The organism is Bacillus sp. 01N42_2 (assembly GCF_056399565.1).
On the sequence record NZ_JBFTRO010000005.1, the window covers coordinates 102,582 to 127,330 of the forward strand.

Annotated in this window: 29 protein-coding genes; 16 read left to right on the forward strand and 13 right to left on the reverse strand. The window is 46.6% G+C overall.

The features are described from left to right. Positions 1 to 67 precede the first annotated feature (67 nt). Positions 68 to 1,201: a DUF445 domain-containing protein gene (locus AC1DN5_RS12755; RefSeq protein ID WP_366969605.1), complete on the forward strand. Its 1,134-nt coding sequence runs from the start codon at positions 68 to 70 to the stop codon at positions 1,199 to 1,201. 85 nt (positions 1,202 to 1,286) lie between these two features. Further along, positions 1,287 to 1,637, forward strand: a complete 351-nt coding sequence (locus tag AC1DN5_RS12760) for a YlbF/YmcA family competence regulator (RefSeq protein WP_045927096.1) — start codon at positions 1,287 to 1,289, stop codon at positions 1,635 to 1,637. A 37-nt stretch (positions 1,638 to 1,674) separates the two neighbouring features. On the opposite strand, the gene AC1DN5_RS12765 is transcribed toward AC1DN5_RS12760, so the two are convergent. Then, the gene (locus AC1DN5_RS12765; protein ID WP_080752449.1) at positions 1,675 to 2,814 is read right to left on the reverse strand and encodes a DNA alkylation repair protein; all 1,140 of its coding nucleotides are present in this window, start codon (positions 2,812 to 2,814) and stop codon (positions 1,675 to 1,677) included. A gap of 369 nt (positions 2,815 to 3,183) precedes the next feature. Here AC1DN5_RS12765 and AC1DN5_RS12770 point away from each other — a divergent pair, with 369 nt between their 5' ends. The 3 genes from AC1DN5_RS12770 to AC1DN5_RS12780 all read left to right on the forward strand — a co-directional run bounded on the left by AC1DN5_RS12770 (position 3,184) and on the right by AC1DN5_RS12780 (position 7,056). Continuing rightward, the gene (locus AC1DN5_RS12770; RefSeq protein ID WP_016938359.1) at positions 3,184 to 4,050 is read left to right on the forward strand and encodes a Cof-type HAD-IIB family hydrolase; all 867 of its coding nucleotides are present in this window, start codon (positions 3,184 to 3,186) and stop codon (positions 4,048 to 4,050) included. A 112-nt stretch (positions 4,051 to 4,162) separates the two neighbouring features. Further along, positions 4,163 to 5,665 carry a coproporphyrinogen III oxidase gene (locus AC1DN5_RS12775; RefSeq protein WP_366969604.1) on the forward strand — a complete coding sequence of 501 codons (1,503 nt, stop codon included), beginning with the start codon at positions 4,163 to 4,165 and terminating at the stop codon, positions 5,663 to 5,665. A gap of 101 nt (positions 5,666 to 5,766) precedes the next feature. Beyond that, positions 5,767 to 7,056, forward strand: a complete 1,290-nt coding sequence (locus AC1DN5_RS12780; RefSeq protein ID WP_016938357.1) for a lysine N(6)-hydroxylase/L-ornithine N(5)-oxygenase family protein — start codon at positions 5,767 to 5,769, stop codon at positions 7,054 to 7,056. A 25-nt stretch (positions 7,057 to 7,081) separates the two neighbouring features. Here the strand turns inward: AC1DN5_RS12780 and AC1DN5_RS12785 are convergent, their stop codons facing one another. Genes AC1DN5_RS12785 through AC1DN5_RS12795 form a run of 3 tightly spaced genes read right to left on the reverse strand, consistent with a single transcriptional unit; the run spans position 7,082 to position 9,182 of the window. Then, on the reverse strand, positions 7,082 to 8,296 hold the full coding sequence (locus AC1DN5_RS12785; RefSeq protein ID WP_049628203.1) for a cation:proton antiporter: 1,215 nt from the start codon (positions 8,294 to 8,296) through the stop codon (positions 7,082 to 7,084). Between the two features lie 7 nt (positions 8,297 to 8,303). Then, on the reverse strand, positions 8,304 to 8,801 hold the full coding sequence (locus AC1DN5_RS12790; protein ID WP_269775481.1) for a cation:proton antiporter regulatory subunit: 498 nt from the start codon (positions 8,799 to 8,801) through the stop codon (positions 8,304 to 8,306). Between the two features lie 27 nt (positions 8,802 to 8,828). Further along, the gene (locus AC1DN5_RS12795) at positions 8,829 to 9,182 is read right to left on the reverse strand and encodes a hypothetical protein (protein WP_269775482.1); all 354 of its coding nucleotides are present in this window, start codon (positions 9,180 to 9,182) and stop codon (positions 8,829 to 8,831) included. Between the two features lie 185 nt (positions 9,183 to 9,367). Here AC1DN5_RS12795 and AC1DN5_RS12800 point away from each other — a divergent pair, with 185 nt between their 5' ends. Further along, a complete protein-coding gene (locus AC1DN5_RS12800) occupies positions 9,368 to 10,135 on the forward strand; it encodes an enoyl-CoA hydratase (RefSeq protein WP_047476684.1) in 768 nt (255 codons plus the stop codon). A 24-nt stretch (positions 10,136 to 10,159) separates the two neighbouring features. On the opposite strand, the gene AC1DN5_RS12805 is transcribed toward AC1DN5_RS12800, so the two are convergent. Next, a complete protein-coding gene (locus AC1DN5_RS12805) occupies positions 10,160 to 10,345 on the reverse strand; it encodes a YhzD family protein (RefSeq protein ID WP_016938353.1) in 186 nt (61 codons plus the stop codon). A 105-nt stretch (positions 10,346 to 10,450) separates the two neighbouring features. Here AC1DN5_RS12805 and AC1DN5_RS12810 point away from each other — a divergent pair, with 105 nt between their 5' ends. From AC1DN5_RS12810 to AC1DN5_RS12835, 6 genes are all read left to right on the forward strand, one after another. Next, positions 10,451 to 11,347, forward strand: a complete 897-nt coding sequence (locus tag AC1DN5_RS12810; RefSeq protein ID WP_016938352.1) for an ABC transporter ATP-binding protein — start codon at positions 10,451 to 10,453, stop codon at positions 11,345 to 11,347. Continuing rightward, positions 11,340 to 12,599 carry an ABC transporter permease gene (locus AC1DN5_RS12815; protein WP_016938351.1) on the forward strand — a complete coding sequence of 420 codons (1,260 nt, stop codon included), beginning with the start codon at positions 11,340 to 11,342 and terminating at the stop codon, positions 12,597 to 12,599. The genes AC1DN5_RS12810 and AC1DN5_RS12815 overlap by 8 nt, the downstream gene beginning before the upstream one ends. Positions 12,600 to 12,709: 110 nt before the next feature. Continuing rightward, positions 12,710 to 13,933 (forward strand): metallophosphoesterase family protein, encoded by a 1,224-nt coding sequence (locus AC1DN5_RS12820; RefSeq protein WP_366969601.1) that lies wholly within the window; start codon positions 12,710 to 12,712, stop codon positions 13,931 to 13,933. Next, complete coding sequence (locus tag AC1DN5_RS12825) at positions 13,930 to 16,815, forward strand: ATP-binding protein (RefSeq protein ID WP_366969598.1); 2,886 nt, start codon at positions 13,930 to 13,932, stop codon at positions 16,813 to 16,815. Before AC1DN5_RS12820 ends, AC1DN5_RS12825 begins: the two co-directional genes overlap by 4 nt. 73 nt (positions 16,816 to 16,888) lie before the next feature. Then, the gene (yhaM, locus tag AC1DN5_RS12830; protein ID WP_016938348.1) at positions 16,889 to 17,833 is read left to right on the forward strand and encodes a 3'-5' exoribonuclease YhaM; all 945 of its coding nucleotides are present in this window, start codon (positions 16,889 to 16,891) and stop codon (positions 17,831 to 17,833) included. Between the two features lie 112 nt (positions 17,834 to 17,945). After that, on the forward strand, positions 17,946 to 18,173 hold the full coding sequence (locus AC1DN5_RS12835; protein WP_013351703.1) for a sporulation YhaL family protein: 228 nt from the start codon (positions 17,946 to 17,948) through the stop codon (positions 18,171 to 18,173). Between the two features lie 37 nt (positions 18,174 to 18,210). Here AC1DN5_RS12835 and AC1DN5_RS12840 read toward each other — a convergent pair whose 3' ends face one another. Further along, the gene (locus AC1DN5_RS12840; RefSeq protein ID WP_049628209.1) at positions 18,211 to 19,068 is read right to left on the reverse strand and encodes a peptidylprolyl isomerase; all 858 of its coding nucleotides are present in this window, start codon (positions 19,066 to 19,068) and stop codon (positions 18,211 to 18,213) included. A 158-nt stretch (positions 19,069 to 19,226) separates the two neighbouring features. Between AC1DN5_RS12840 and AC1DN5_RS12845 the strand changes: the two genes are divergently transcribed. Further along, entirely contained in the window at positions 19,227 to 19,313 is an 87-nt protein-coding gene (locus tag AC1DN5_RS12845; protein ID WP_016938346.1) for a YjcZ family sporulation protein, read from the forward strand. 124 nt (positions 19,314 to 19,437) lie between these two features. Beyond that, complete coding sequence (gene yhzE2, locus AC1DN5_RS12850) at positions 19,438 to 19,524, forward strand: sporulation protein YhzE2 (RefSeq protein WP_013351705.1); 87 nt, start codon at positions 19,438 to 19,440, stop codon at positions 19,522 to 19,524. Positions 19,525 to 19,576: 52 nt separating this feature from the next. On the opposite strand, the gene AC1DN5_RS12855 is transcribed toward yhzE2, so the two are convergent. After that, the gene (locus AC1DN5_RS12855; protein ID WP_003155245.1) at positions 19,577 to 19,795 is read right to left on the reverse strand and encodes a hypothetical protein; all 219 of its coding nucleotides are present in this window, start codon (positions 19,793 to 19,795) and stop codon (positions 19,577 to 19,579) included. A gap of 60 nt (positions 19,796 to 19,855) precedes the next feature. After that, positions 19,856 to 20,386, reverse strand: a complete 531-nt coding sequence (locus AC1DN5_RS12860) for a DUF3267 domain-containing protein (RefSeq protein WP_016938345.1) — start codon at positions 20,384 to 20,386, stop codon at positions 19,856 to 19,858. Between the two features lie 210 nt (positions 20,387 to 20,596). On the opposite strand from AC1DN5_RS12860, the gene AC1DN5_RS12865 reads away from it, so the two are divergent. Next, positions 20,597 to 20,938: a YhaI family protein gene (locus AC1DN5_RS12865; protein WP_003155243.1), complete on the forward strand. Its 342-nt coding sequence runs from the start codon at positions 20,597 to 20,599 to the stop codon at positions 20,936 to 20,938. Here the strand turns inward: AC1DN5_RS12865 and AC1DN5_RS12870 are convergent. Then, on the reverse strand, positions 20,935 to 21,546 hold the full coding sequence (locus tag AC1DN5_RS12870; RefSeq protein WP_016938344.1) for an HTH-type transcriptional regulator Hpr: 612 nt from the start codon (positions 21,544 to 21,546) through the stop codon (positions 20,935 to 20,937). The genes AC1DN5_RS12865 and AC1DN5_RS12870 overlap by 4 nt on opposite strands. A gap of 179 nt (positions 21,547 to 21,725) precedes the next feature. After that, entirely contained in the window at positions 21,726 to 22,082 is a 357-nt protein-coding gene (locus AC1DN5_RS12875; protein WP_007409224.1) for a YtxH domain-containing protein, read from the reverse strand. 118 nt (positions 22,083 to 22,200) lie between these two features. Here AC1DN5_RS12875 and yhzF point away from each other — a divergent pair, with 118 nt between their 5' ends. Beyond that, complete coding sequence (gene yhzF, locus AC1DN5_RS12880) at positions 22,201 to 22,392, forward strand: membrane protein YhzF (RefSeq protein WP_007409223.1); 192 nt, start codon at positions 22,201 to 22,203, stop codon at positions 22,390 to 22,392. Between the two features lie 57 nt (positions 22,393 to 22,449). On the opposite strand, the gene AC1DN5_RS12885 is transcribed toward yhzF, so the two are convergent. The 3 genes from AC1DN5_RS12885 to AC1DN5_RS12895 form a co-directional block, all read right to left on the reverse strand. Continuing rightward, entirely contained in the window at positions 22,450 to 22,968 is a 519-nt protein-coding gene (locus tag AC1DN5_RS12885) for a tryptophan transporter (protein ID WP_016938343.1), read from the reverse strand. Between the two features lie 120 nt (positions 22,969 to 23,088). Further along, positions 23,089 to 24,168 carry a 3-phosphoserine/phosphohydroxythreonine transaminase gene (gene serC / locus AC1DN5_RS12890; RefSeq protein WP_045925268.1) on the reverse strand — a complete coding sequence of 360 codons (1,080 nt, stop codon included), beginning with the start codon at positions 24,166 to 24,168 and terminating at the stop codon, positions 23,089 to 23,091. 135 nt (positions 24,169 to 24,303) lie between these two features. After that, entirely contained in the window at positions 24,304 to 24,741 is a 438-nt protein-coding gene (locus tag AC1DN5_RS12895) for an HIT family protein (RefSeq protein ID WP_007409220.1), read from the reverse strand. Between the last annotated feature and the right edge of the window lie 8 nt (positions 24,742 to 24,749).

A 24,749-nucleotide genomic window follows, 5' to 3' on the forward strand; every position in this document is an offset into this window, starting at 1 on the left:
CCTCTATAATACGAATAGATAGTTCATCTAGAAAAATAGAACATAAGATGGAGGCAGAAGAAAAGGAATGGGCATAGCAGGAACGTTTATATTTATGATTGTGATCGGAGCCGCGATCGGCGCGGTGACGAATCACCTTGCCATTCAGATGTTATTTCGTCCGTACCGTCCGTATTACCTGTTCGGAAAACGGATTCCGTTTACCCCGGGGCTGATCCCGAAAAGACGGGACGAATTGGCAAAACAGATGGGGCTCATGGTGACGAACCATCTGTTAACTCCGGAAGGCATAAAAAAGCGGCTTTTGTCAGATACCGTTAAAAACCAGGCGCTTGTGTTCGCCGAACAATTCACGCAAAAAATGGCCGCTTCCGATATGACGGTGCAGGAAGCTCTGGCCGCCGCAGGCATCCGGAATCCGCAGGAAAAGACGGATGCCTGGATTGACCGTTTTACAGATGAAAAGTTTTCGGAACTGTACCGGAAATATGAACACCGCGCCATAAAGGACTGGCTTCCTGATGAGCTGCAGAAAAAGCTGGATGAAAAAGTTCCGATGGCCGCCGATTATATCCTGAAGCGGAGCATTGATTATTTTGAAAGTGAAGAAGGCAAAGACAGACTCGGCAATATGATCGACGACTTTTTGAATGCACGGGGGATGCTCGGCAGCATGGTGCAGATGTTCCTCGGCAATTCAAGTCTGGCAGACCGTGTGCTGCCTGAGCTGTTAAAGTTTTTGCGCAACGAGGAAACAAAAAAGCTTCTGACAGATCTGCTTTCTCAAGAATGGGGCAAGCTCAAATCTTATACACTTTATGAGGCCGACGAAAAGTGGAATGCGAAAGATCTGCTGTTCAGCCTGAAAAAACGGACTTTGGCCGCGTTTCAAACCGCACCCTTTTTTGAGGGCCGGCTCGGTGACATCATCTCCCGCTATGAAGGGGAGATTACGGGAACGTATGCGCCGAAGCTGCTTGATGCAGCGCTCGGCAGTATTGCCGCTCATTTGGAAGAAGTGCTCAAACGCCTTCGTCTTGAGGAAGTGGTCAAAGAGCAGGTTGATCAGTTTCCGGTTGAGCGGCTCGAGGAAATGGTGCTGTCGATTTCCAAGAGAGAATTTAAGATGATTACGTATTTAGGCGGTCTGCTCGGCGGGATCATCGGAGCAATCCAAGCTTTGTTTGTCATTCTTTTCTAAGGAAAACATCGGCCAAGGATGAAAGTCACTCCGCAGTCTGTTATAGTGGAGTGGTATGTCTGAAAGGAAGAAAGGAGCGGTTACAATGGCAGTTCATTTTTATGATGCAGCATATGATCTTGAAAAAGCTTTGCGTAACAGTGATGAATACAGCCGTTTAAGAGGGCTTTACGATCAAGTAAACGCAGATGAATCCGCAAAACGCATGTTTGATAATTTCCGCAATGTACAGCTGCAGCTGCAGCAGAAACAGATGTCAGGTGAAGAAATCACTCAGGAAGAGGTAGAGCAGGCGCAAAAAACGGTTGCTCTTGTCCAGCAGCATGAATTGATTTCTCAGCTGATGGAAGCGGAACAGCGCATGAGCATGCTGATCGGCGAGTTAAACAAAATTATCATGAAACCTCTTGAAGAGCTTTACGGAAACCCGCAATAAGCTCCACCCCCTCCATCTATGAAATGGAGGGGGTTTTTTATTCAACAGAAAAATCAAGCGAACCTTTTACTGTTCCGTTAATGATGACAGACAGAGTGTGAATTCCCCGATAATGCTTGCGGGTGGTTAAATCTTTAAGGGAATGATGTTTGCTGAAGGCTTTTACGTCTCCGTTATCCATGGCGGACTCCGACATCTTAAACACCTTGCGGCTGCGGTGCCCCCTTTTCTTTACAAAATCAATCGCGTATTCAACCCTGACTTTTTGCCGGGCGGATGAGCGGATCTGAAAAGAAAAATGTATGCTTGTTCCGATGGCGGCCGTTTCCGAATTCAGTGTAAAACGTTCCAATGAAATCCGGGAGGCGTCTTCAAACCCGAAAATCGCAAGCGCCTGTTTGTCTCCTCTTTTTAACAGTGTCCTGCAGGCGTGCTTCAAAATCCAATCCGTGTGCGGACAGCTTCCGAACCGATCGGCTGCGATCTGTGCCAGAAGATCCGGATGTGTTTTGGAGATGTCATTCAGGTTATTTGCCACGCTTTTTCTGACATATAACGAGTCATCCTGCATCAAGCGGTCCAGAACAGGGAGAATCGGAGAAGGGTCGTCAAGAAGAGCCGGAATGGAGATTCCCCACGGCAGGCGCGGTCTTGAGCCTTCGCTGGCAAGCCTTCTGACATGTTCGTCCGGATGCTCCGTCCAGGAAAGGAACTCTTTGAACATTCGCTCCCGGTCAAGCTTGATATACGGGCGGACCGCAAATTCGGAAGTGGAAAAACGAGTGAAAAACTGAAGCGCCTTCATTGATTCTTCCCAGTGATCCGTTCCGTACTGTTGGACATAATCGGGAAAAATAATCCCGGCGAGCCCTGTGAAATGGGGAGCTGTCTCATATAAGACGTCAAGCGCCCGTATGTAATCCTTCGGCAGTGTTTCATATAAAGAGTCTGTGATCCGGCGCATCCGCTGTTTTAATGCCAGTTCGGGCCAATCTTCCTGAAACATCAGCGCCCGGCACATGTCCCGCTCAAAAGCCGGATGCGCCGATTTGATTCTGTTCAGAAGTGCTTCTGCAAATTCTTCGTTATAAATATCTTTTAATAGAGACATGACAGTCACCGCTTTTTTTCTTTTATTATATGCGAATATATGTTCTCTTTCAACTTTATCATACATTCAGCATAGATGGCCCTCTGATTTTTTTAGTTAAAAAAACCCTTGTCTTTTAACAGTAAACGTGTGATAATAACCCTGAAAGCGCCTACACTTACAGAAGGTCCAAGGATACGGTCGCCTATACTGCCTGTTATGTTAAGGGGTAGCAACAGAGAGTAAGTGAAACGAGCGCATCAACGGTCAAATAAGGGGTTCCTGATATAGAAATACACATTGGGGAGAAGGCAGCAAATCGATCGTATCCCACAAATGACAGTTCAAAGTCTGCTTGAGGCAGGCTTTTTTGCTGCTGAGAAAAGGTTGTTCTAAACAAAGAGACAGGGTCATATCCTAATGACAAGTACAGTCATCAAGGAGGGGGACTTCTCTGTGTCAAAACAAATGCTGGCGTTAAATATAGACGGAGCGCTTCTTCGCTCCAACGGCAAACTGCATCAGACGACAAAGGATGCCATCGAATACGTCAAGAAAAAAGGGATTTACGTCACACTGGTCACAAACCGCCATTTTCGCTCCGCTCAAAAAGTAGCGAAAATATTAAAACTGAATGCAAAATTGGTTACCCACAGCGGCGCATACATTTCCGAAAAAATAGATGAGCCGTTTTTCGAAAAGAAAATATCGGAAGATCACACGTTTAATATTGTCCAGGTGCTGGAAAGCTATCAATGCAATATCCGGCTTCTGCACGAAAAATATTCGATCGGAAACAAGAAGAAAGTGAACTCCAATCTGGTCGGGAAAACGATGATTCATCCGTCTGACCCGATTTTTTACCCGGTTCAGTTTGTCGAATCATTAAGTGATTTGCTCCTTGATGAACCGGTTTCCGCGCCCGTCATTGAGGTGTATGCTGAAAACGGATTGCAGGCTGACATAACAGATACGATCGTGAAAGCATTCCCGGCCGTGGACGTGATCCGCGTTAACGAAGAAAAGCTGAACATCGTGCCTAAAGGGGTTTCAAAAGAAAGCGGACTTTCGATGGTCGCAGCTGAACTCGGGCTTTCAATGGAAGAGGTCGTGGCTATCGGCCATCAGGAAGATGATCTGCCGATGATCGAGCTGGCAGGCCTCGGTGTCGCGATGGGGAATTCCTCTAATGAATTAAAAAGAAAAGCGGATTGGGTGACAAGGTCAAATGATGAACAGGGCGTCGCCTATATGATCAAGGAATACTTCCGCATGCAGCACCGCAAAGGCTTTCTCGATAAGTTCCACATGAAACGGCCGTAATAAAGAGCCGCAGACGCGAAACACCGGTCTGCGGCTTTTTCGCGGATTGATTTTAGCCTGTTCTTTCTGTACACTAAAGAAAGTTTTGAATCTGAAAAATAAGGTGATCACATTGCAAATCAAAATAGACGGCATAACGGATGACAGGCTGCATCGTCCGCTGCAAAACATCGCGAATTTATTTTTTGAGGAGTGTGTTCTTGCATACGCCGAAACGGAGGAACCCTCTGATCTCGTCATCTCACTTGCCATTTCTCAAGAAGCTGACAGCGTGTCAGTATCGGGAGAAATCAAAGGAACCGGCGAAAAGGAGCATCACACGAAACCGATTCTTGCCGGATGGAGCGACAAAGAAGTATTTAAACAGGTGAAAAACACGCTGTCATACGTCTACTTAAATCTTCTTCAATCGCATACGGGCATGACACAAAAATGGGGAATCCTGACCGGAATCAGGCCTACTAAACTTCTTCATAAAAAGCTGCAAAGCGGCCTGACAAAAGAAGAGGCGCATGCCGATCTGAAAAAAGATTATCTGATCCATGATGAAAAAATCAATCTGATGCAGGAGATTGTCGACCGCCAGCTCGCCGCGGTTCCCGATCTGTACCGGGTCAAAGATGAAGTCAGCATTTATATCGGCATTCCGTTCTGCCCGACGAAGTGCGCCTACTGCACGTTTCCGGCCTATGCCATCCAAGGACAGGCAGGCAGAGTCGGCTCCTTTTTATGGGGGCTTCACTATGAAATGCAAAAAATCGGCGAATGGCTGAAACAGCATGATATCAAAGTGACGACCATTTATTTCGGAGGCGGTACGCCGACAAGCATTACCGCTGAAGAAATGGACCTTTTATATGAAGAAATGGTCCGTTCTTTCCCAGATGTCGCAAATATCAGGGAGATTACCGTTGAAGCGGGCCGTCCTGACACGATTACGGAGGAAAAGCTTGCCGTTTTAAATAAGTATAAGATTGACAGAATCAGCATCAACCCGCAGTCTTATGAAAACGAAACGCTTAAGGCCATCGGCAGACATCATACAGTCGAAGAAACCATTGAAAAGTACCGCCTTTCCCGCAAACACGGCATGAATAACATCAACATGGACCTGATCATCGGCCTGCCGGGAGAAGGGACGGGTGAGTTCAGGCACAGTCTTGATGAAACGGAAAAGCTGATGCCTGAATCTTTGACCGTTCACACACTTTCTTTCAAACGGGCGTCAGAAATGACGAGAAACAAGCATAAGTATAAAGTTGCCGACAGGCAGGAAGTATCCCGCATGATGGATGACGCCGTCCGCTGGACAAAAGAGCACGGCTATAAACCGTACTACCTGTACCGGCAGAAAAACATTCTCGGAAATCTTGAAAATGTCGGCTACTCCTTCCCGGGTCAGGAGAGCATCTACAACATTATGATTATGGAAGAAGTGCAGACGATTATCGGTATCGGCTGCGGCGCGGCAAGCAAATTCATTCATCCGGAAACCGGAAAAATCACGCACTTCGCCAATCCAAAAGACCCGAAATCATATAATGACCGATTCGAGCATTATACAGAAGAGAAAATCAAATACTTAGATGAGATGTTCGTCAAATCCGCTTTGTAATATGAAAAACGGCACGGAATCAGCGTGCCGTTTTTTTATGTTTATCTGTATGTGAAAACGGGAAAAAGATCATCAGACTGTAATTCGTAAGAGGTGTAATTATGTATGATGTCATAGGAGCGGGAATCGGGCCGTTTAATTTAGGGCTTGCCGCTTTGTTAGAGGATATACCCGAAACAGACGCTCTTTTTTTCGATAAAAAGACAGAATTTGCGTGGCATCCGGGCCTGTTAATTAAAGGAACGGATTTACAGGTGGCGTTTCTGGCTGATCTCGTCACGCTTGCCAATCCGAAAAGCCGCTACACATTTTTGAACTTTCTCCATGAACATGACCGGCTGTACCGGTTTTATACGTTTAATGAATTTGATATTCCAAGGCGGGAGTTTAACGACTATTTGAGCTGGGCGGCTTCAGAAATCAAATCATGCCGTTTCGGCTCAGAGGTAATCGGCGTGAAAAATGCCGGCGGCCATTATGAAGTCAGCGTCAAGAACATTGAGGACGGAAGCATCAGCGTGTATCAAACGAAGCATTTCGTCATGGGAACGGGTTCTGAGCCTCTTATTCCGGCAGAGATTGATGACGGGGCGCGTCAGGACACGATGGTCAGCACGGAATATTTGTTCCGGAAAGATGAACTCGCCGGTGCCGAATCAATTACAGTAGTCGGCTCCGGACAGAGCGCAGCGGAGATCTTTTCTGATTTATTGCATGATGAACAATACCGCCGCTGCCGGCTGCAATGGGTGACACGCTCCGCCGGATTTCGAGAGTTGGAAACCGCCAAGCTCGGACAGGAAATGTTTACACCCGATTATGTGGAGTATTTTAACCGCCTGCCTTTTCAGGAACGGCTGAATACACTGCCTGAGCTGGAAGGACTGCGCCACGGCATTGATTCTGACACACTTGCTGACATTTACGATGCCCTGTACCACAGGTCGATCAGCGGAGGCTCGCCTGATGTCTATATTCAGCCGATGGCGGAACTTAAAAAAATTGAAAAGAAAAACGGCCGCTGCGCACTGAGCTTTCATCAATGGCAGATGGATGAAACCTTTACGGCCGATTCAGAAAAAGTGATATTGGCGACCGGCTTCAAGCCGCATATTCCGGATTGGTTTTCGGCCATTTCTCCCGATATCGAATGGGAGGATGAGAAACGGTTTAAAGTGACGGCCGATTCCCGCCTCGTCTTTAAGGACAATAGGCGGCATCATTTCTTCACATTAACGAATCTTGACCACGCCCACGGAACAGGGGCTACGAATTTGAAGCTGTCTGTTTACAGAAACCAAAAAATCATTAATACCATTCTGGGAAAAGAGCATTTCTCTATTAACAAAAAAACGGCTTTTCAGCAATTTCTTCCCGCGCGAAAAAACTGACCCCTTTAGTAAGGGGTCAGTTTTTTTATGATTTCTGCGGCGTCTTTTCAGGCTTTTTCCATTTGAAAACGCTGTTCAACATGAGATATATCCGCTTCGATTCTTTCGTGAGCAAAGGGCCGAAGATGGCCAGTATCAAAACATACAAGGCGGCGAAAGGTTTTAGTGAGGCGGACAGACCGCCGGCGATGCCGAGATTTGCAACGATGATGGAGAATTCGCCGCGGGAGACGATGGTCAGCCCGATGTTAGACGATGCTTTATGAGAAAGCCCCGCCCGGCGCCCGGCAATCATGCCGGCGATAAAGTTTCCGGCAATCGTCAGCAAAACGGCGCCGAGGGCAAGCCAGACCGCATCTCCGAGTGAAAACGGATCAATGCTCAGCCCGAAGCTGAAGAAAAACATGGCCCCGAAAAAGTCACGGAACGGCACGACAAGATGCTCAATCCTGTCAGAATGGGCCGTCTCCGAAAAGACGAGTCCGAGTAAAAGCGCACCGATCGCTTCGGCGACATGAATCGTTTCGGAAAAGCCGGCAATGAAAAAGAGCGCTGCAAAAATGACAATGACAAACACCTCGTTTGAACGGATATCAAGCAGCTTGTTCAGAAGAGGCGGCAATTTTCGAGCGGCAATGAAAAACAGCAGCATGTATCCGAAAGCGATCACGATCGACATCAGCGCGCCTCCGACAGACGTCGCGTCTCCCAATACAAGCCCGGAAACAACGGACAAGTAAACCGCCAGAAAGATATCCTCAAACATAATGATGCCGAGAATCAGCTCCGTTTCCGGATTGGCCGTGCGCTTTAAGTCGACAAGCACTTTTGCGACAATGGCGCTTGATGATATCGTGATGACACCGGCCAATACAAGCACTTCCAAAAAGGAAAAGCCCGTGATAAAGCCGTATATCAGTCCTAAGCTGAAATTAATCAGAATATAAATCGTTCCGCCGGCGGCAATGGAACGTCCGGATTTCACTAATTTTCCGACCGAGAATTCAAGCCCGAGATAAAAGAGGAGGAACAGGACGCCCATCCGTCCGAAAAATTCAATCACTTCCCGGCTTTCGATAAATGTCAGATCAATGATGCCCGCTTGGGGCGCGTGCGGCCCGACAAGCATTCCTAAAATAATCAGGAAGGGAATAATCGAGAATTTAATTTTATTGGCGATGACACTTGCAATGGCCACGAGAACTAGCGCCGTACCGACTTCAAATACGAGATGATCCATAAACAGATCACACTCCGTCTCTGGAGAGAAAGTCTTGGATCAGTTTCTTCAAATGCTTTCTTTCGCCTGAGAGGACGAGTGTATCGTTTGCTTCAAGGAGCGAATCAGCGCCCGGGTTTAAAAACTTTTTCTGGTTATGCTTAATGATGGCGATGACCGTCACATCGTAGTTTTGGCGCACATCCAGTTCGCCGAGCGTCCGGCCTGCCGCTTTAGCCCCTTTTTCAACCTTAAACCATTCGATAATCAGATCGCTGAACGCCATTTCAATCGATTCAAGCGCCTGCGGTTTGTACACCATCCCGCCGATAATCGCGGCAATCTGTCTTGCTTCCGCATCATCAAGAGAAATGCTTGCCAGAAGCTCATCAGGGTCGCGGTCATCAAATCTGTAAATTTCCCGCCTGCCGTCGTCATGAATGATGATCGTCATTTTTTCATGGTTTCTCGTTACGATTTCAAATTTTTTCCCGATGCCGGGCAGATCGTTTTCTTTAATATTCATAAAAAATCCCTCCGGAATAGACTGTTTTTACACCGTAAATACAGATTGGCAATGAGAAATGGTCTGATGCCGGAGGTAATTTGACTGGTATTGTATCGGAATGGCGCATGTCCTTTCCAGTGTGGAATCAATGAATTGATCAAGAGGTTTGACAGATAACAGGGTGACCATTCGGGATAACGCATCGTACCCTTTTGACAGGCCGTGCGGAGCGGTTTTAGCAGGGGCCGACGTCTTTGCCGAGTCCGTTTCCTGCGGGTACACCGAAATTTGAACGTGGCTGTCTGTTTCTGTCACCAATTGGGAAGGAAGGGCGACATCCGAAGGGGGGAACAGCACCATAAAAAAGCTCAATAAAAAACTCAGTATCACATATTTCATGATCGGCGTTCCTCCCCCCTTTTTGTTTTGTATGTCAATTTCACTATATAAAAATATATGTTCAGTTTCAAATGATATGCATTTTTCGGTATCTGTTGACCTTGAAAAATAAAGGGGTTTCGCTTCGGCGGAAAGAATATATCATTTGAACAAAATATGTAAGCGGATACAAGGAGGGTGTAAACATGCAGTATATTCGATATGAAGAAAAGGGAAAGATTGCAGAGATTGTGCTGAACCGGCCTGACAGTTACAACGCGCTCAATGAACAAATGCTCCGGGAATTGGAGAATGCATGCGTCATGGCAGCTGACAGTGAGGCGCTTATCGTCCTTTTGCGGGGGGAAGGCAGGGGATTTTCCGCGGGCGGTGATATTCAGATGATGACATCGGATCATGATTCAGGAGAATATGAACGGCTCATGAAAATGATCGAATCCATTACACTGACGCTCTATGATATGAAAAAAATTGTGATAGCCGCCATCCACGGAGCCGCGGCGGGGCTCGGACTGAGTTTCGCGCTGTGTGCCGACGTGGTTCTCGCCGAAGAAAATGCCCGCCTCGCGATGAATTTCATCGGCATCGGATTGGTTCCCGACGGAGGAGGCCATTATTTATTAATGAAACGCGTCGGTGAGATTGAAGCGAAAAAACTGATTTGGAGCGGCGAAAAATTGCCGGCTGAAAAAGCGGTGGAGCTCAAGCTTGCCGACGGGCTGTTCAGCGGCGACCCTGCGGCAGGGGCAAAATCGTATATCGACCGGTTGTTACATGCGCCGCTGGCAGCAATGATTGAAACGAAGGCTATTTATCAAAGCCTCCATATCAGCCGTTTAAAAGACGTTTTGTCTCTTGAACGAAAGGCCCAGGAAAATATGAGAAAAACGGATGATCATAAAGAGGGCATCCGCGCCTTTTTAGAAAAACGGACGCCGCAATTTAACCGGTAAAATACAGAAGCCGGAAAGCTTCTGTTATCTGTGGAATAAAATCAGCTTTCCGGCTTCATTTACTAAGCGATGAGCAGTGTTCTCAAGCTTTTTTTCCTTTAACAAAGCCTCTCCGGCAGCCTTTGCTTCCGCCACGTTACCTGCTTCGATCCGTTCATCCAGCAGTTTTTCTCCCGACGCATGGAATGCGGTCAATACATATTGTCCCATCACGTCACCTCCTTTATAGAATGATATTCTCATAAAGAATTTAAAATCCTCCATTAATTTTTACCCATTATTAGTATATAATGGATCGGGAAAGGAGTTGGATTCGTGCTTACAATTGAAAACGTAACGAAAACATTCGGCAGCTTTACCGCTGTTGACAATTTGAACCTGCAAATACCTGAAAGGGAAATGTTCGGGCTCCTCGGCGCAAACGGCGCGGGAAAAACGACGACCTTTCGGATGATTTTGGGGCTTTTAAGCCTGACTGACGGGCAGATCAGCTGGAAAGGGAAGCCGGTCAATTATTCTATCAGCGAAAAAATCGGCTATCTCCCGGAAGAGCGGGGGCTGTATCCGAAAGTGAAGGTCAGTGACCAGCTTGTCTATCTTGCGAGATTAAAAGGAATGAGCAAAAAAGAGGCGGAAAAAGAGCTCATGACATGGCTCGAGCGGTTCGGCATTACAGATTACAAGAATAAGAAAGTCGAAGAGCTGTCAAAAGGAAACCAGCAAAAAATCCAGTTCATTTCCGCCGTCCTGCATAAGCCTGAACTGCTGATTCTCGATGAGCCTTTCAGCGGTCTTGATCCGGTGAATGTCGAGCTGCTGAAAGAAGCGGTTATTTCTTTGAAAAACAGCGGCGTTTCCATCGTTTTTTCAAGCCACCGAATGGAGCATGTAGAAGAGCTTTGCGAGAATTTGTGCATTCTCCAGAAGGGAAAACCCGTCGTTCAAGGCAATCTGAAAGACATTAAGCGGTCTTTCGGCAAAAAAAATGTCACCGTTCATTCAGATGATGATCTCAGCTTTTTAAAAACGCATGAAGGTGTCGTGAAATGGAAGGAAACAAATGACGGGATCAGATTGCAGGTCGCGAATGAACCGGTTTCCCAGGATATTTTCCGGGCGCTGCAAGGGAAAGGTTTTATACGGAAGTTTGAATTGGAAGAGCCGTCACTGCATGATATTTTTATAGAAAAGGTGGGGGCCGTTTATGAATAAATTCTGGATTATGCTGTTTCATACATATAAAAACAAAATCTCGACAAAGTCATTCATTATTTCGACCGCCATTACCGTTTTATTAGTATTAGCGGTGACCAACCTGCAATCGATCATTTCCGTGTTTCAATCGGATGACGGCAAGCAGCAGATTGCGGTGATTGATGAAACGGGCGGGCTTTACCCGGCGTTTGCAAAACAGCTTAAAGCGGCTGATACAGACAATGATCTGCAGGCGATGGAGACGAAGGAGTCCGAAAAAGAAGCCGTAAAGCGTGTCAAAGACGGTGAATGGGACGGGCTTTTTATCATCAGACAAGATCAAAAAGGAACGATAACAGGAGCCTACAAGGCGCTGACCATTTCTGATGAATCAGCGTATAAACTTCTCAAGCAGGCTTTAACCCAGACAAAAACCGCTGTTGAAACCGCCAAGCTCGGCATTTCGGCAGAAAAAGTCAGCAGTCTCTACACTCCGCCTGAAGTCAGCAAAGACGCGTTGGAAAAAGGGGCGAAATCTGAGGAAGAGCTCGGTCAGGTGATGGGGCTTGTATACATCATGCTGTTTGTCATCTACTTCTCGGTTATCATGTACGCAAGTATGATTGCGATGGAAGTGGCGACGGAAAAATCGTCACGGGTCATGGAAATTTTAATTTCAAGCATGCCGCCGATTCAGCAGATGTTTGCCAAACTGTTCGGTATCGCGCTTGTCGGGATCACACAGTTTGCGGTGCTGCTTGCGGCGGGTTTTCTTTCACTGAAGCTGAACCCTCAAAATGATGAGTCGTCGCCGATCAGTGCATTTCTCAATTTTTCGGATGTTCCCGTCTCGACGATTGTCTATGCCGTCATTTTCTATCTGCTCGGCTATTTTCTTTACGCGACGCTTGCCGCGTTTCTCGGCAGTGTTGTCAGCCGGATAGAGGACGTGCAGCAGACGATTCAGCCGATGGTTTTTTTAATCGTGGCAGGTTTTATGATCGCCATGTTCGGACTTGGCAATCCTGATGCGGGTTTTATTACCGTTACATCTTACATTCCGTTTTTCACGCCGATGATTATGTTTTTACGCGTAGGAATGCTCGATATCCCGTTTTGGCAGGCGGCGGCCGGAATCGCCCTGACACTGGTCGCTATCGTGATCTTTGCAGCGGTCGGCGCGAAAATTTACAAAGGCGGCGTTTTGATTTACGGAAACGCCGGCGGATTCAAAGCGATCAAACAAGCGCTGCGCATCTCCAAAAAATAAGTGAAACAGCCCGGGACAGCCGGGCTGTTTTTTTATCGTGCAGAACGTGCATTCGTATGAAAACGATGCTAGAATAAGGGTAATTCAACCTACAGAAAGGGGAGGGCGAGATGGCTGATCTGACGTTTATTCATGCCGCTGACCTGCATCTGGACAGCCCGTTTTACGGCATTTCGCATCTGCCTGAACCGGTATATGCGCGTATTAAAGAAAGCACATTTCACAGCGTCCGCCGTCTTACCGACGGGGCGCTCCGGGAGCAGGCAGATTTCATGCTGCTTTCGGGAGATCTGTTTGATGAAGCGAACAGAAGTTTAAAAGCCCAGCTGTTTTTGAGAAAGCAGTTTACCAGATTACAGGAAGCGGATATCCAAGTGTTCGTCATATTCGGCAACCATGATCATTTAGGCGGTGAGTGGACACCGATTGAATGGCCGGAAAATGTACATATATTCACTTCGGATACACCGGAGGAAAAATCCTTCTTTAAAAACGGAGAGCTCGCGGCAAGCATATACGGATGCAGCTATCAGGAAAGAAGCGTAACGGCCAATCAGGCATCCCGTTACCGGAAAATGACCGGCGCGCCTTATCATATCGGCATGCTCCACGGCATGTTATCAGGAGCGGATGGGCATGACCCGTACTGTCCGTTTACGAAAGAAGACCTTGAAAAAAGCGGCATGGATTATTGGGCGCTTGGACACATTCATAAGCGGCAGGTTCTGTCCGCCAAGCATCCCGCCGCCATTTATCCCGGAAATATTCAGGCCCGCCATTTAAAAGAAACCGGGCCTAAGGGATATTATCTCGTCCGGGCGGCAGACGGTGAGATGTCTTGGGAATTCAAAGAAGCGCACGATGTCTTATGGGAGGAAATTGATCTTGATATTTCCGAAGCCGAGCATATGACCTCCCTGATGAAAATGGCATCGGATATGTTCACCCGCTTGCGTGCCGCGGGCCGCCCGGCATGTGTCAGACTGGTGCTCCGCGGCGAGGCGCCCCGCTTTTGGACGGAGGCGCCCGCAGGCATTGCGGAGGAGCTTCTTTCCGCTTTACAGGAGGAAGAGGCTGAAGAGGAATGTTTCATCTGGCCGCTTGCGATTGAGGATCGGACGGATGAAACAGACACCGTGCCGCCGGATCCGTTTTTTAAAGGGCTTCTTCAGGACATAGAACAATGCGCGGACATGAGCGGTGTATTTGAAGCGCTCGAGCGTCATCCCGTATACCGGCGGCAGATGACTTTATTTACGGATGAAGAGATACTGGACATTAAACGGCAGGCTCAAGCCGTTTTAAAGCGCCAGCTGAAGGAGCTTCAGCGATGAAAATAACGACGATGCTGATTTACCAGTACGGGAAATTTTCCAACCGAAGCTTCCAGCTGTCAGATTCGCCCGTCCAAGTGATTTACGGCTTAAACGAAGCGGGCAAAACGACATTGATGTCCTTTATCAAAAGCGTACTGTTCGGTTTTCCGAAATCAAAAAAATACGAACCGAAAAACGGCGGGGTGTACGGCGGCGTTGTGGAACTGAAGCATGACGATTACGGCGCTGTTAAAATTGAACGCACAAAAGGCACTGCCGAAAAAGTCAGAGTGTATTTGCCTTCAGGTGAAATCAAGGACGGAGAATGGCTCAAACAGCTGCTTTCCGATACGGATCGGGCGCTGTACGAAGCAATCTATTCGTTTGATGTATTCGGACTGCAGGAGATTCAAGCCTTTAACCGGGATAAAATCGGCGAGTTTCTCCTGTTTTCCAGCTTATTCGGATCTGAAGCGGCGGCAAAGCTTGACGGCAGACTGGCGAAAGAGCTCGACAGAATGTATAAGCCGAACGGACGGAACCCCCGTTTAAATCAGGAATTGGATACGTTAAAGCGGCTCAGCGCCCGGCTGAAACAGGCGGAAGCTGCAGAAGCGGGCTATCACAGCCTTCTGGAAGAGAAAAAAAGCGCCGGCAGCCGTCTGCAGGATGCCGAAGCACATTTGAAAGATGTAACTGAAGAAATCAAAACAGTAAAAGCGGCGATAGAAGCAAAGCCGCTCGCAGACAAAAAAACAGCGTTGGAAAGCGAACTTTCTTCTTATCCGGAAGTATTGGAGCAATTCCCGAAGGACGGAATGCATCAGCTCGAAAAATACGAATCGCATCTCCATCCGAAAGCGGCCCGGCTTGAGGGGCTTCGGGCAAAAGCGGCTGAAATCAGGCGGCAGGCTGAGCTGCTCGCGCCAAATGAGGACCTGTTGCTAAAAGAACGGCAGCTGCAGGAGCTTTCCGGCGAGCAGCATATGTACGAATCACGAGGTGAACAGCTTGCCGCCATCCAATCACAAATCCGGCAGATATCGGCCCGTGTTTCTTCAGGGTTACAGCAGCTCGGCGGCAGACATGAGGAAGACGGCATTCTTTCGCTGAACACCGATTATGAATATGAATGGCGGCTGCAAGAAGCCGTGCAGAGCGCCGGACAGGCAAGAGAAAGAAAAAAACAGCTTGATGCGATTTTTGAACAAGCGCGTCTGGAGCTGGAAGACGCCGAACGAAAGCATGCCGTAACGGCGGAAAACATCTTGGCTCCCGCCGTCAGGCAAGAAAAAGAAGCCGCATTACAATCATATAAGCAAATGGCAGATACTGATGGAAACGAATGGCAGGCGCATTTTCAGCAGCTGGAAAAACAGCGCGCCAAACAAAAAAAGCTCTTTCTCGGTGCGGGCATTGTGTTCATTGCGATTTTCGCTGTGTTAAAGGAATGGCTGCCCGCCGCCCTTTTTACCGGCGCTTTGATGCTGTATATGCTGTCAGGCATACAGAAGCCGCTGCCGTCAGAAAGAAGAGGGGCCAATCACAAAAAGCAGCCGCCGCCGATCTCAAAAGAAGAGGCTGACATTCTGCAGGAAGAGCTTTGGCGTGACGGCCGGCACCGCCAGCAGCTGATTGCGGACCAAGCTGTGCTTGAACAGAAAGAAGCGGCATATGAAAGAGTCATCCGCCAATATGAAGAATGGGAGGCAGAAATGGCGCCGTCTGAAAAACAGGCGGAACATTTTATGAAGGAACTAGGGTTTTCGGGCAGCCCGTCCCATCTTCTTGACGCATATCATGTGATGAAAGATGTCAAAAAAGAAATTCTTAACAAGCATGAACTGACCATTGAAGCGGGCCGGCTCCAAAAGCTGCAAAGATCATTTGAGGAACGGGTCAAAAAGCTGAGTCCTTCAGACGGCCGGGAGCTGTCCGTAAAAGAAAGATTGCGTACTTTGCTGGGGCAGGCGGAACGGGCCCGTGAGGACGCAAAACGAAAGCAGGCTCTCGAAACGGATCTGCTGCATGCCCAAGAGCAAATGCGCGAATTAAACGAAGAAGTTCATTACTACGAACAGCAGGTGAAACAGCTTTTTATGGCGGCAGACGCAAAAAACCGCGGACACTTCTGTGAGCTCGCCAGGCTGAATGAAAGCCGCCGGGAAACAGAGAGGCAGCTGCGCGAAATCGATACGCACTTGTCCGGCATAGGCCAAAAACAGCTGGCGCCGTACATGAGCCGTACAGTGACCCAACTTGAACATACACTCGCTCAGAAGGAAAAAGAGAAAGAAACACTCGAGGAAAAAAGCGCGCATCTCCGTGAGCAGATTGCTTTATTAACGGTGAAGCAAGAGCAGCTGGAGTCCTCGGGGCTTGTGTCCGATTTAAAACAGCAGACAGAAATGCAGAAGGAACGCGTTAAAAAAACAGCTAAAGAGTGGGCCGCATTGCAGACGGTCAGACATGTGATCAGAGAAAAAATGGAGCGGCATAAAAAGGTGACGCTTCCCCGTCTGTTAGAAACCGCCGGCGCATTGTACGGACCGCTTACGGACGGACGCTATCACAAATTGTATTTCTCAGAGGCCGATGATTCCATTATGGTCATGCAGAAAGACGGTACGGTTTTTTCTGCAAGCGAGCTGTCACAGGCGGCATGCGAGCAGCTTTACGCGGCAATCCGTTTTGCCCTTGCGTCAGAACGGGAATCTGCGGTATCATTGCCGTTTTTACTAGATGACAGTTTTGTTCATTTTGACAGGCAGCGGCTGCAGCGGCTGTTTGATGTGCTGAATCAGCTTACAGAAGGCGGGCGGCAGATACTTTATTTCACCTGCCATGAGCATGTGAGCCGGTCATTTCACAACGGACAAGTCATGCGGCTCCTGTCATAAAAGAGTTTATTTTCAAAAAAGAGGTATGTGCTATACTGGTATTATGTAAGATATGGAGGGAGCTTTTAATAGAATGGCAAAAGGTATTATGCTGCACGAGGTCGGCGAGCAGGTCGATCAATACTTTCTGATTAAATCTTCGACTAAAGGAATCGCAAGCAACGGAAAACCATTTCTGACGTTAATGCTGCAGGACCAATCGGGGGATATCGAAGCGAAGCTGTGGGATGCCAAGCCGACTGATGAAACAACATACGCGGCGCAGACGATCGTGAAGGTAATCGGAGATGTACATCACTATCGCGGACGAAACCAGCTTAAGCTCAGAAACATCCGGCCGGCCGGCGAAAATGAAAATGTCAGCATTGATGATTTTCTGGAAACGGCGCCGATTCCGAAAGATGAAATGATGGAGACCGTCACTCAATACATTTTTGAAATGAAAAATCCAAACATCCAGCGGATCACGAGACATCTGGTCAAAAAATATGCCGCTGATTTTATGGATTACCCGGCGGCTGCTAAAAACCACCATGAGTTCGTCTCAGGGCTTGCGTATCATGTTGTGTCGATGCTGAACCTGGCAAAAGCGATTGCCGATCTGTATCCGTCTCTTGACCGGGATTTACTGTATGCGGGAGTCATCCTTCATGACCTCGGCAAAGTAAAAGAGCTTTCAGGCCCTGTTTCCACAACATACACCGTGGAAGGGAATCTGCTGGGACACATTTCAATCATGGTGACAGAGCTTTCAAAAGCAGCCGAAGAGCTTCAGATTGACGCTGAAGAAGTGCTGATTCTGAAGCATTTGATTTTGAGCCATCACGGAAAAGCGGAATGGGGAAGCCCGAAACCGCCGATGGTGAAAGAAGCGGAAATTCTGCACTACATTGACAATCTGGATGCAAAAATGATCATGATGGACAGAGCGCTTGAACGGGTGAAGCCGGGCGAATACACTGAGCGTGTATTTGCGCTTGAAAACCGTTCTTTCTACAAACCGACTTTCCATCAATAAGAAAAAAAGGCCGATCCTTTACGATCGGTCTTTTTTACGTTCAGCTCTCATAACTTGTCTTTATCAGGCATAGCTTAAAATAAAGACTTTGGGTAAAAAGGGAGGAAACAACGTGCTATTTTTTCCTTGGTGGGTATACCTTTGCATTATCGGGATTATTTTCAGCGCTTATAAGCTTTTTACGACAGCTAAAGAAGAGGAAAAGCTTGACCAGTCGTTTATTGAAAAAGAAGGAAGAGTGTATATTGAACGGATGGAGCAGGAACGCGAGCGCCGTATGGCGGCGCCCGAAAATGAAAACGGAGATGCAGAAGAAAATTCCAATCATTCGATCGCATAAAAAAACTGTGCGGCTCACGGAGCCTGCACAGTTTTTTTTATTTAGATTGAGAAGATGATGATGTTGAAGTGTTAAACGTGTCTTTTAAGTCCTTGTCTTCAACTTTTACGTCAGCTTTTTTCATGACTTTTTGAATCGCTGCCTGCACGGCTGAGTTGTCGTTTAGTTTCTGTTTAAGAACTTCTTCTTTCAGTTCTTTTTTCATGTCATCATATTTGCCGCGTTCTTCTGTCTTTTTGATGATATGATAACCGAATTTTGTTTTGACCGGATCGCTGACTTGTCCGACTTTCAGGCCGAATGCTGCTTTGCTGAATGTTTCATCCATTGATTTTTTATCGAACCAGCCAAGGTCGCCGCCGTTGTCTTTTGAGTTGTCGGTTGAGTATTCTTTCGCAAGCGTTTCAAATTTCTCGCCTTTTTTCAGCTTTTTCTCCACTTCGTCAGCTGTCTTTTTGTCAGCGACAAGGATGTGGCTCGCGCGGATTTTACCTTTTAAGCCGTCGTAATATTCTTTCGTATCGGAGTCAGTCACTTTGATGTTGTCTTTCGCCGCTTTTTGTGCAAGCAGTTCGTATTTCACCTGATCTTTCAGGTAATCTTCGCCGTACTGCTGTTTAAGGGCGCTGTACTGATCGCCAAGCTGCGTTTTGTACTCTTTCAGCTTGGTATCGATTTCTTTATCCGATACTTTGTATTTTTTGGCTAATACTTTTTCTTGTACGAGCTGTGTCAGCACACTTGCGCCCGCGGTTTTTTTCATGTTCGTGTAGAGCTCGCCTTTTGTTACATTGCCGGCATCCGTCTTGGCAATCACGTCGTTGTCGCCGCTGCTGCAAGCGCTGAGAGCCAGGACGCTCGTTGCCGTAATAGCTGCTATCGCGATTTTCTTCATTCCTTTAAACACTCCTAATCATCCAAATTAAATTGCATATGCGTATCATAACATATTGTGGCTTTCTGTAAAAAGATTTTAAATAAAGGGCATTCGTCTAGTCAAACTTTTTCCTGATACATACAAATATATTGATCATGAAAAGGAGGTAATGAACCATGGGCGGAGGATATTCAAACGGTTTTGCACTGCTCGTCGTATTGTTCATTTTGCTTGTCATTGTAGGTGCAGCTTACATTTGCTAAGCGAAACGGATCGCTTTTTCCAAAAGCGGTCCATTTTCTTACCCAGGCGCCTAAGCGTTTCTGAAGTGAATTGCATATGATGTAATTGGAAAAATAAAACGTTTTGTAGGAGGTGCTTCTGGAGATGGGTGAAGTATTTGCAGGCGGTTTTGCATTGTTGGTTGTTCTGTTCATCTTATTGATCATCATCGGCGCTTCTTGGATTTACTAAAAAAAGATGGCTGTCCGCGTTAATCCGCCGGCAGCCATCTTTTTTTGCCTGTTTACACAGTAAAGGAGATCTCGACGAACGAAGAGATCAGTAAAATTAAAATAGATACATTAATAAAGCGGAATACCTTATCCTGCCGGTCTTCAGGAATCTCTCTGACAAGGCATAATGTATTTGTGAGCCTGTTTATAAAATAAAGAATAAACAGGGCAGCCACGATAAAATAGAATAAAATGATGGGAGATTCCCCCTCTCTCTGAACTGCTCCCATATTACATTACCAAATATTTATTGAAAAAGATAGAATGTAAGCTGAAAAATCAGCGGGACATCAGGACTCCGGCACTTTTTTTACTAAAATATCAAAGCCGTCGGATTCCTGGTCAATCAGACATGATTTCGGCGCTTTGACCAGGTGCAGCGCAAACAGCAGATCAGGCAGGCAATAGCCCGCATGAATGCTCGAAATCATATAAAAGTAATGGGCGTGTCTCGGGAATGCCAAGCCTGCATAAAATAACACCGGCGTAATGAATAAAAACGGGCTGATCGTTGAAATCAGCATCGTTGTTTTCGGTATGCCTTTCCATGTCGGCATCCGCAAAAAGTACATTTTCATTTCCTTTTTTCTTTTTTTGCAAAACATTGGCAGGACATGTATGACTTTATGTACAAATAAAGTAACGACGAGCAGAACGCAAAAAGCTAATACATGCCCGTCACTTAAACTGATATTCGGACGAAGCAGCCCGAATGCCAAGAAGTTGCATATAAAAAACAGGATCATAAAACCTACAGCAGTCAATAATAAACGAACCGCACCATAATCTTTAATCAGATTAATGGTTTTCCAGCAATTCATCAGAGTCATCCTTCCGTACAAAGATGGAATACAATCTCAAAATAATTTACTCTCTTCAGGAGAAAAAATCAATCCTTTTTTAAAGAAAAAAATAAACCCGGAAAGAGAAGAACAGAAGAGAGCGGTGAAACATGGAAATGTACGGTTTAACCTTTCTTCTCCATTCATTATCAGCTAAAATAAGATTAAAGATAGAAAGAAGTGAAACGGATGGATTCAATGGATCAGCGTATCGGGCGGTTAGAATATTACATACAATTGCTGGTGAAAACGGTGGATATGGATAAGTACCCTTTTTATGCGATGATGATTGAAAAAGGGCTGACCGAAGAGGAAGGTGAAGAGGTCGGGCGGATCTGCCGCGAATTGGAGGACGAGCTGGAGTCGCAAAAAGCGCAAGGCTTTGTGACGTTCGACAAGCTCCTTGCGCTTTTTGCGGGACAGCTGAACGAAAAATTAGATGTTCATGAAACGATTTTTGCTTTGTACGAGCAGGGGCTTTATACAGCGCTGATGGAAGAATTCATCGAGATTATGAAGCACTTTGATTAATTGCTGACCGGTTCCAGCTCTTCAGCCGTTTCATGGGCAGCCGATTCGCCCGCTTTTTTCTTCAGGCTTCCGTCTTCACTTTCAAAATCATTGTTTATGTTTGTCAATGATTTCTCGAATATCTCCATAAAATCTTCTCCGTAAATGTGGCGGATGACACAGGTCAATTCTTCCATCTCCGGGAACTTCCCGAATAAGTGGTAGAGCGGCTGTGAGCCTTTAAACACCGCGTTTCTCGACGGGTCAAACTCCTCTAGCAGACTTTCAAATACTTTTTCCCCTTCTTCTGTTAACTGAATGTACGTGTTCCGCTTGTCATTCAGCCGCTTGGAAAAATTCAGATACCCGCGTTCTTCAAGTTTTTTTGAAAAATTAAATGCAGTTGATACGTGCATAACGCCGAATTTGGCGATTTCCGAAATAGAAGCTCCTTTAAGCTGATAAGCAATCCATAATATATGATGTTCATTAATATTAAGATCGTACGGCTTCAGCCAATTCTGCCAGTCTTTCTCGATAGATTTCCACAGCGCTTTGGACAGCTGCGCCATTTTTTGGGTATAGATTAAAGCTTCTTTTAAATCGTAAGGCGGTTCAACACGATTCAATACAGATCACCTGCTTCACATTTTCTTTTCCTCTATTATGCCAATAAAATAAAGATTAATAAAGATGAAAATTTAAGAATTTTATAATAAATTCTAAATCCGTTGCTGTGAAAGGCTTTAAACCGCAAAAAAAAGTGCGGAACGCAATATGTCCGCACTTTTTTTGGTTGTATAGGATATTAGTTTTGTAAGGTTTTCTCCAGCTGTCTGATTTTCTCTTCAATATCAGCGATTTCCTTTTGGAGATCCTGCTGGTGCGGCTTGATTTCCTCCTGCCACCTTTTAATGCTTGTCTGAAGCTCTCCGCCTACGTCTTTAATGACTTCGGCGCTTTCTTTCGCCGTTTGGACAAGCTGGTCTTTCAGCGCCATTCCGTCTTTTTTTAACCGTTTGATTGTGTCCTCAATAGAATTGCAATTCGCTTTGATTTTGCCCCGCAGCTCTTTTCCGGATGAAGGAGCCGAAAGCAAAACCGCTGCGCCTCCGATCAATCCGCCTACGAAAAGGCCTGTTAAAAGGGAACGTCCGTCAGCCATTTGAAATCACCCCGTTTTTTTTCTCATAAGCTTTTACCATTTTTGTTCAGAAGAATAAACTTCTATACATAGCTTGCTTTATTTTAGCATATTTTTTAAGGGAAAAGGAGGGAGAAGGTTGTCTGTCTTCATGATTGTTTTATCTTGTATGGCTCTTGTCTTTGCGGCGGGCGCCGTTTATTACCTGAAACTGCTCGGCCAGGCCGCTTCTTATCCGCCGAAGCGGGTCGTCCGCCAAAAGGCCATTGTCTGCTCAGCAGGAACCGCCCTCGCATTGTTCCTTATCTTTTTCACAAAACTTCTCGTATGAAACATGCTGAAACACATTAAAAAACCTCTTCCGGCCGGAAGAGGTTTCAGTATGCGGCTATTTTGCCGTTTCAATCATATTGGAACGTTTTAAGATCGTCTGCACAATCGGATACATGATGATAATGGCGATTGCGTTCAGCGCAGCCGCCGGAAGGACAACCGCGAGCACCAATGCCGTGAATCCGCCCGGCAGGCCGACAATCAGAAGGGCCAGCGCCAGAAAGATCACACCGGAGATGAAAGTGCCGGCTATCGTAATGACGGCAGCCGCCGCTGTTTTCACGCTTTTTTTCACCAAAAGCGCCAGCGCGAGAAACAGAAACGCCGTTACCGGTTTTTCAATGATATTCGGAAGCTGTCCCCCCGGAAAAGATGTCGTGAGTGCGGAAATGATTCCCGTTACAATCCCGATCATCAGCACGTTCTGCACACGGGGGAATAACAGAATTCCCATGAACATCATCACAAGCATCATGTCGGGTTTCATTCCGAATAATACCGGCGGCATAATGGAATGAAGCACCGCTCCGATTGCCGCAAACAGGGCCATAATGACTAATTCTTTTGTTTTCATACTAAGCTCTCCTCTGCTAAGCTTTTTCGCCATCCAATAATATGCTCGTCATTTATTGCGATGGCCGGAAAAATTGATATGCCAACAGTATATCAAAGGAACTGTCGGGTTAGAAGAAATTTATTCGTTTTCCTGCTGGAACTTTCTCATAAACTGAGCCAGTTTTTCACAATCAGCCAGGCTGACGGCGTTGTAAACAGACGCCCTGCAGCCTCCGACTGAGCGGTGGCCGGCGAGTCCGGTCATTTTTGCCGCTTTCGCTTCTTCAACGAATTTTTTCGTCAGACTGCTGTCGCGGAGGGTGAACGTAATATTCATGTGAGAACGGCTGTCTTTTTCGGCATGGCCTGCGTAAAATCCGCCGCTTGCATCGATTGTGCCGTACAGGACATCCGCCTTTTCCCGGTTGCGCCGTTCAGCCGCTTCGACACCGCCGTTTTCAGCCAGCCATTCAAGGACGAGGCTCAGCATATAAATCGCAAATGTAGGCGGCGTATTATACAGTGAATCGGCTTTTGTGTGGGTGGAATATTTCAAAATTTTAGGAACGTTGGCGTTTTCGTTTTCAAGCCATGATTTTTTCATGATGACGACCGTAACGCCGGACGGCCCGAGGTTTTTCTGGGCTCCGCCGTAGATGACATCAAACTTTTTGACATCAAATTTTCTGCTCAGGATGTCGCTTGACATGTCGGCTGCGAGCGGAATCGGTGAATTCGGGAACTCTTTCCACTGCGTTCCGAAAATCGTGTTGTTGGACGTAATATGCAAGTAGGCGCCGTCTTTTATCTGTGAGAGGTCCGCTTTCGGTATATGGTTGTGGTTTGAATCTGCGCTTGTTGCTGTGACGGATGTGTTTCCGAACAGTTTCGCCTCAGCGAGGGCCTTTTCAGACCATGCGCCCGTCACGATGAAGTGCGCCGTCTTCTCCGGCGTTAAAAAGTTCATCGGCAGCATTGAGAATTGAAGGCTTGCTCCGCCTTGGAGAAATAAAATATCATAATCGTCGGGGATATCCATCAGTTCTTTCAGAAGGGTTTTCGCTTTTTGATGCACCGCGTCATATTCTGTGCTCCGGTGGGACAGCTCCATGACAGACATGCCGGTATCATTGAAGTTGATAAATTCTTTCTGTGCTTTTTGCAGCACATCCAGTGGAAGGGCTGCGGGTCCTGCATTGAAATTCGTTGTACGTTCCATTTTTACGATCTCTCCCTGTTTTCCGCTTTAGTGTAAGAAATAATACAATTATCCTATCACAATTTTTAGATTTTTTTGATATGAAAAAATATTATTTTATGTATTTTATGTTTCGGGCGCAAAAAAACCTCATCCTTAAGATGAGGCAAGCCGTTTTCTGACGGTTGAAGCGATCTCCTGAAGATCGTCAGGCGTATAGTCTTCGGCATGTGTCTTCCAGACGGCTCCGAATCCGTCGCCTTTTCCGTAACGCGGAATGATATGCATGTGAAAATGGAACACGGATTGGCCCGCTTTTTCACCGTTGTTATTGAGAATATTCAGCCCGATCGGCTCGAATTCATCCCGGATGGCGCGCGCGATTTTCGGCACCGCTTCAAAATATTCTTTAGAAAGCTCAGGCGTAAACTCGTACACGTTTTCGATATGTGTTTTCGGAATGACGAGCGTGTGGCCTTTTGTGACCTGGCTGATATCGAGAAACGCAACGACGTGTTCGTTTTCATATACTTTTGAAGACGGAATGTCGCCGGCAATGATTTTGCAGAAAATACAATCGTCCGCTTTGTGCATAGATGGGT

Coding starts and splice junctions, on each gene's coding strand:
- AC1DN5_RS12840 (WP_049628209.1), bottom strand. CDS start 19,068: ATGAAGAAAATCGCGATAGCAGCTATTACGGCAACGAGCGTCCTGGCT.
- AC1DN5_RS12845 (WP_016938346.1), top strand. CDS start 19,227: ATGGGCGGAGGATATTCAAACGGTTTTGCACTGCTCGTCGTATTGTTC.
- AC1DN5_RS12895 (WP_007409220.1), bottom strand. CDS start 24,741: ATGCACAAAGCGGACGATTGTATTTTCTGCAAAATCATTGCCGGCGAC.
- yhzE2 (WP_013351705.1), top strand. CDS start 19,438: ATGGGTGAAGTATTTGCAGGCGGTTTTGCATTGTTGGTTGTTCTGTTC.
- AC1DN5_RS12790 (WP_269775481.1), bottom strand. CDS start 8,801: ATGAATATTAAAGAAAACGATCTGCCCGGCATCGGGAAAAAATTTGAA.
- AC1DN5_RS12860 (WP_016938345.1), bottom strand. CDS start 20,386: ATGAATTGCTGGAAAACCATTAATCTGATTAAAGATTATGGTGCGGTT.
- AC1DN5_RS12780 (WP_016938357.1), top strand. CDS start 5,767: ATGTATGATGTCATAGGAGCGGGAATCGGGCCGTTTAATTTAGGGCTT.
- AC1DN5_RS12815 (WP_016938351.1), top strand. CDS start 11,340: ATGAATAAATTCTGGATTATGCTGTTTCATACATATAAAAACAAAATC.
- AC1DN5_RS12755 (WP_366969605.1), top strand. CDS start 68: ATGGGCATAGCAGGAACGTTTATATTTATGATTGTGATCGGAGCCGCG.
- yhaM (WP_016938348.1), top strand. CDS start 16,889: ATGGCAAAAGGTATTATGCTGCACGAGGTCGGCGAGCAGGTCGATCAA.
- serC (WP_045925268.1), bottom strand. CDS start 24,168: ATGGAACGTACAACGAATTTCAATGCAGGACCCGCAGCCCTTCCACTG.
- AC1DN5_RS12800 (WP_047476684.1), top strand. CDS start 9,368: ATGCAGTATATTCGATATGAAGAAAAGGGAAAGATTGCAGAGATTGTG.
- AC1DN5_RS12820 (WP_366969601.1), top strand. CDS start 12,710: ATGGCTGATCTGACGTTTATTCATGCCGCTGACCTGCATCTGGACAGC.
- AC1DN5_RS12760 (WP_045927096.1), top strand. CDS start 1,287: ATGGCAGTTCATTTTTATGATGCAGCATATGATCTTGAAAAAGCTTTG.
- AC1DN5_RS12855 (WP_003155245.1), bottom strand. CDS start 19,795: ATGGGAGCAGTTCAGAGAGAGGGGGAATCTCCCATCATTTTATTCTAT.
- AC1DN5_RS12795 (WP_269775482.1), bottom strand. CDS start 9,182: ATGAAATATGTGATACTGAGTTTTTTATTGAGCTTTTTTATGGTGCTG.
- AC1DN5_RS12785 (WP_049628203.1), bottom strand. CDS start 8,296: ATGGATCATCTCGTATTTGAAGTCGGTACGGCGCTAGTTCTCGTGGCC.
- AC1DN5_RS12865 (WP_003155243.1), top strand. CDS start 20,597: ATGGATTCAATGGATCAGCGTATCGGGCGGTTAGAATATTACATACAA.
- AC1DN5_RS12875 (WP_007409224.1), bottom strand. CDS start 22,082: ATGGCTGACGGACGTTCCCTTTTAACAGGCCTTTTCGTAGGCGGATTG.
- AC1DN5_RS12825 (WP_366969598.1), top strand. CDS start 13,930: ATGAAAATAACGACGATGCTGATTTACCAGTACGGGAAATTTTCCAAC.
- AC1DN5_RS12765 (WP_080752449.1), bottom strand. CDS start 2,814: ATGTATGATAAAGTTGAAAGAGAACATATATTCGCATATAATAAAAGA.
- AC1DN5_RS12885 (WP_016938343.1), bottom strand. CDS start 22,968: ATGAAAACAAAAGAATTAGTCATTATGGCCCTGTTTGCGGCAATCGGA.
- AC1DN5_RS12805 (WP_016938353.1), bottom strand. CDS start 10,345: ATGGGACAATATGTATTGACCGCATTCCATGCGTCGGGAGAAAAACTG.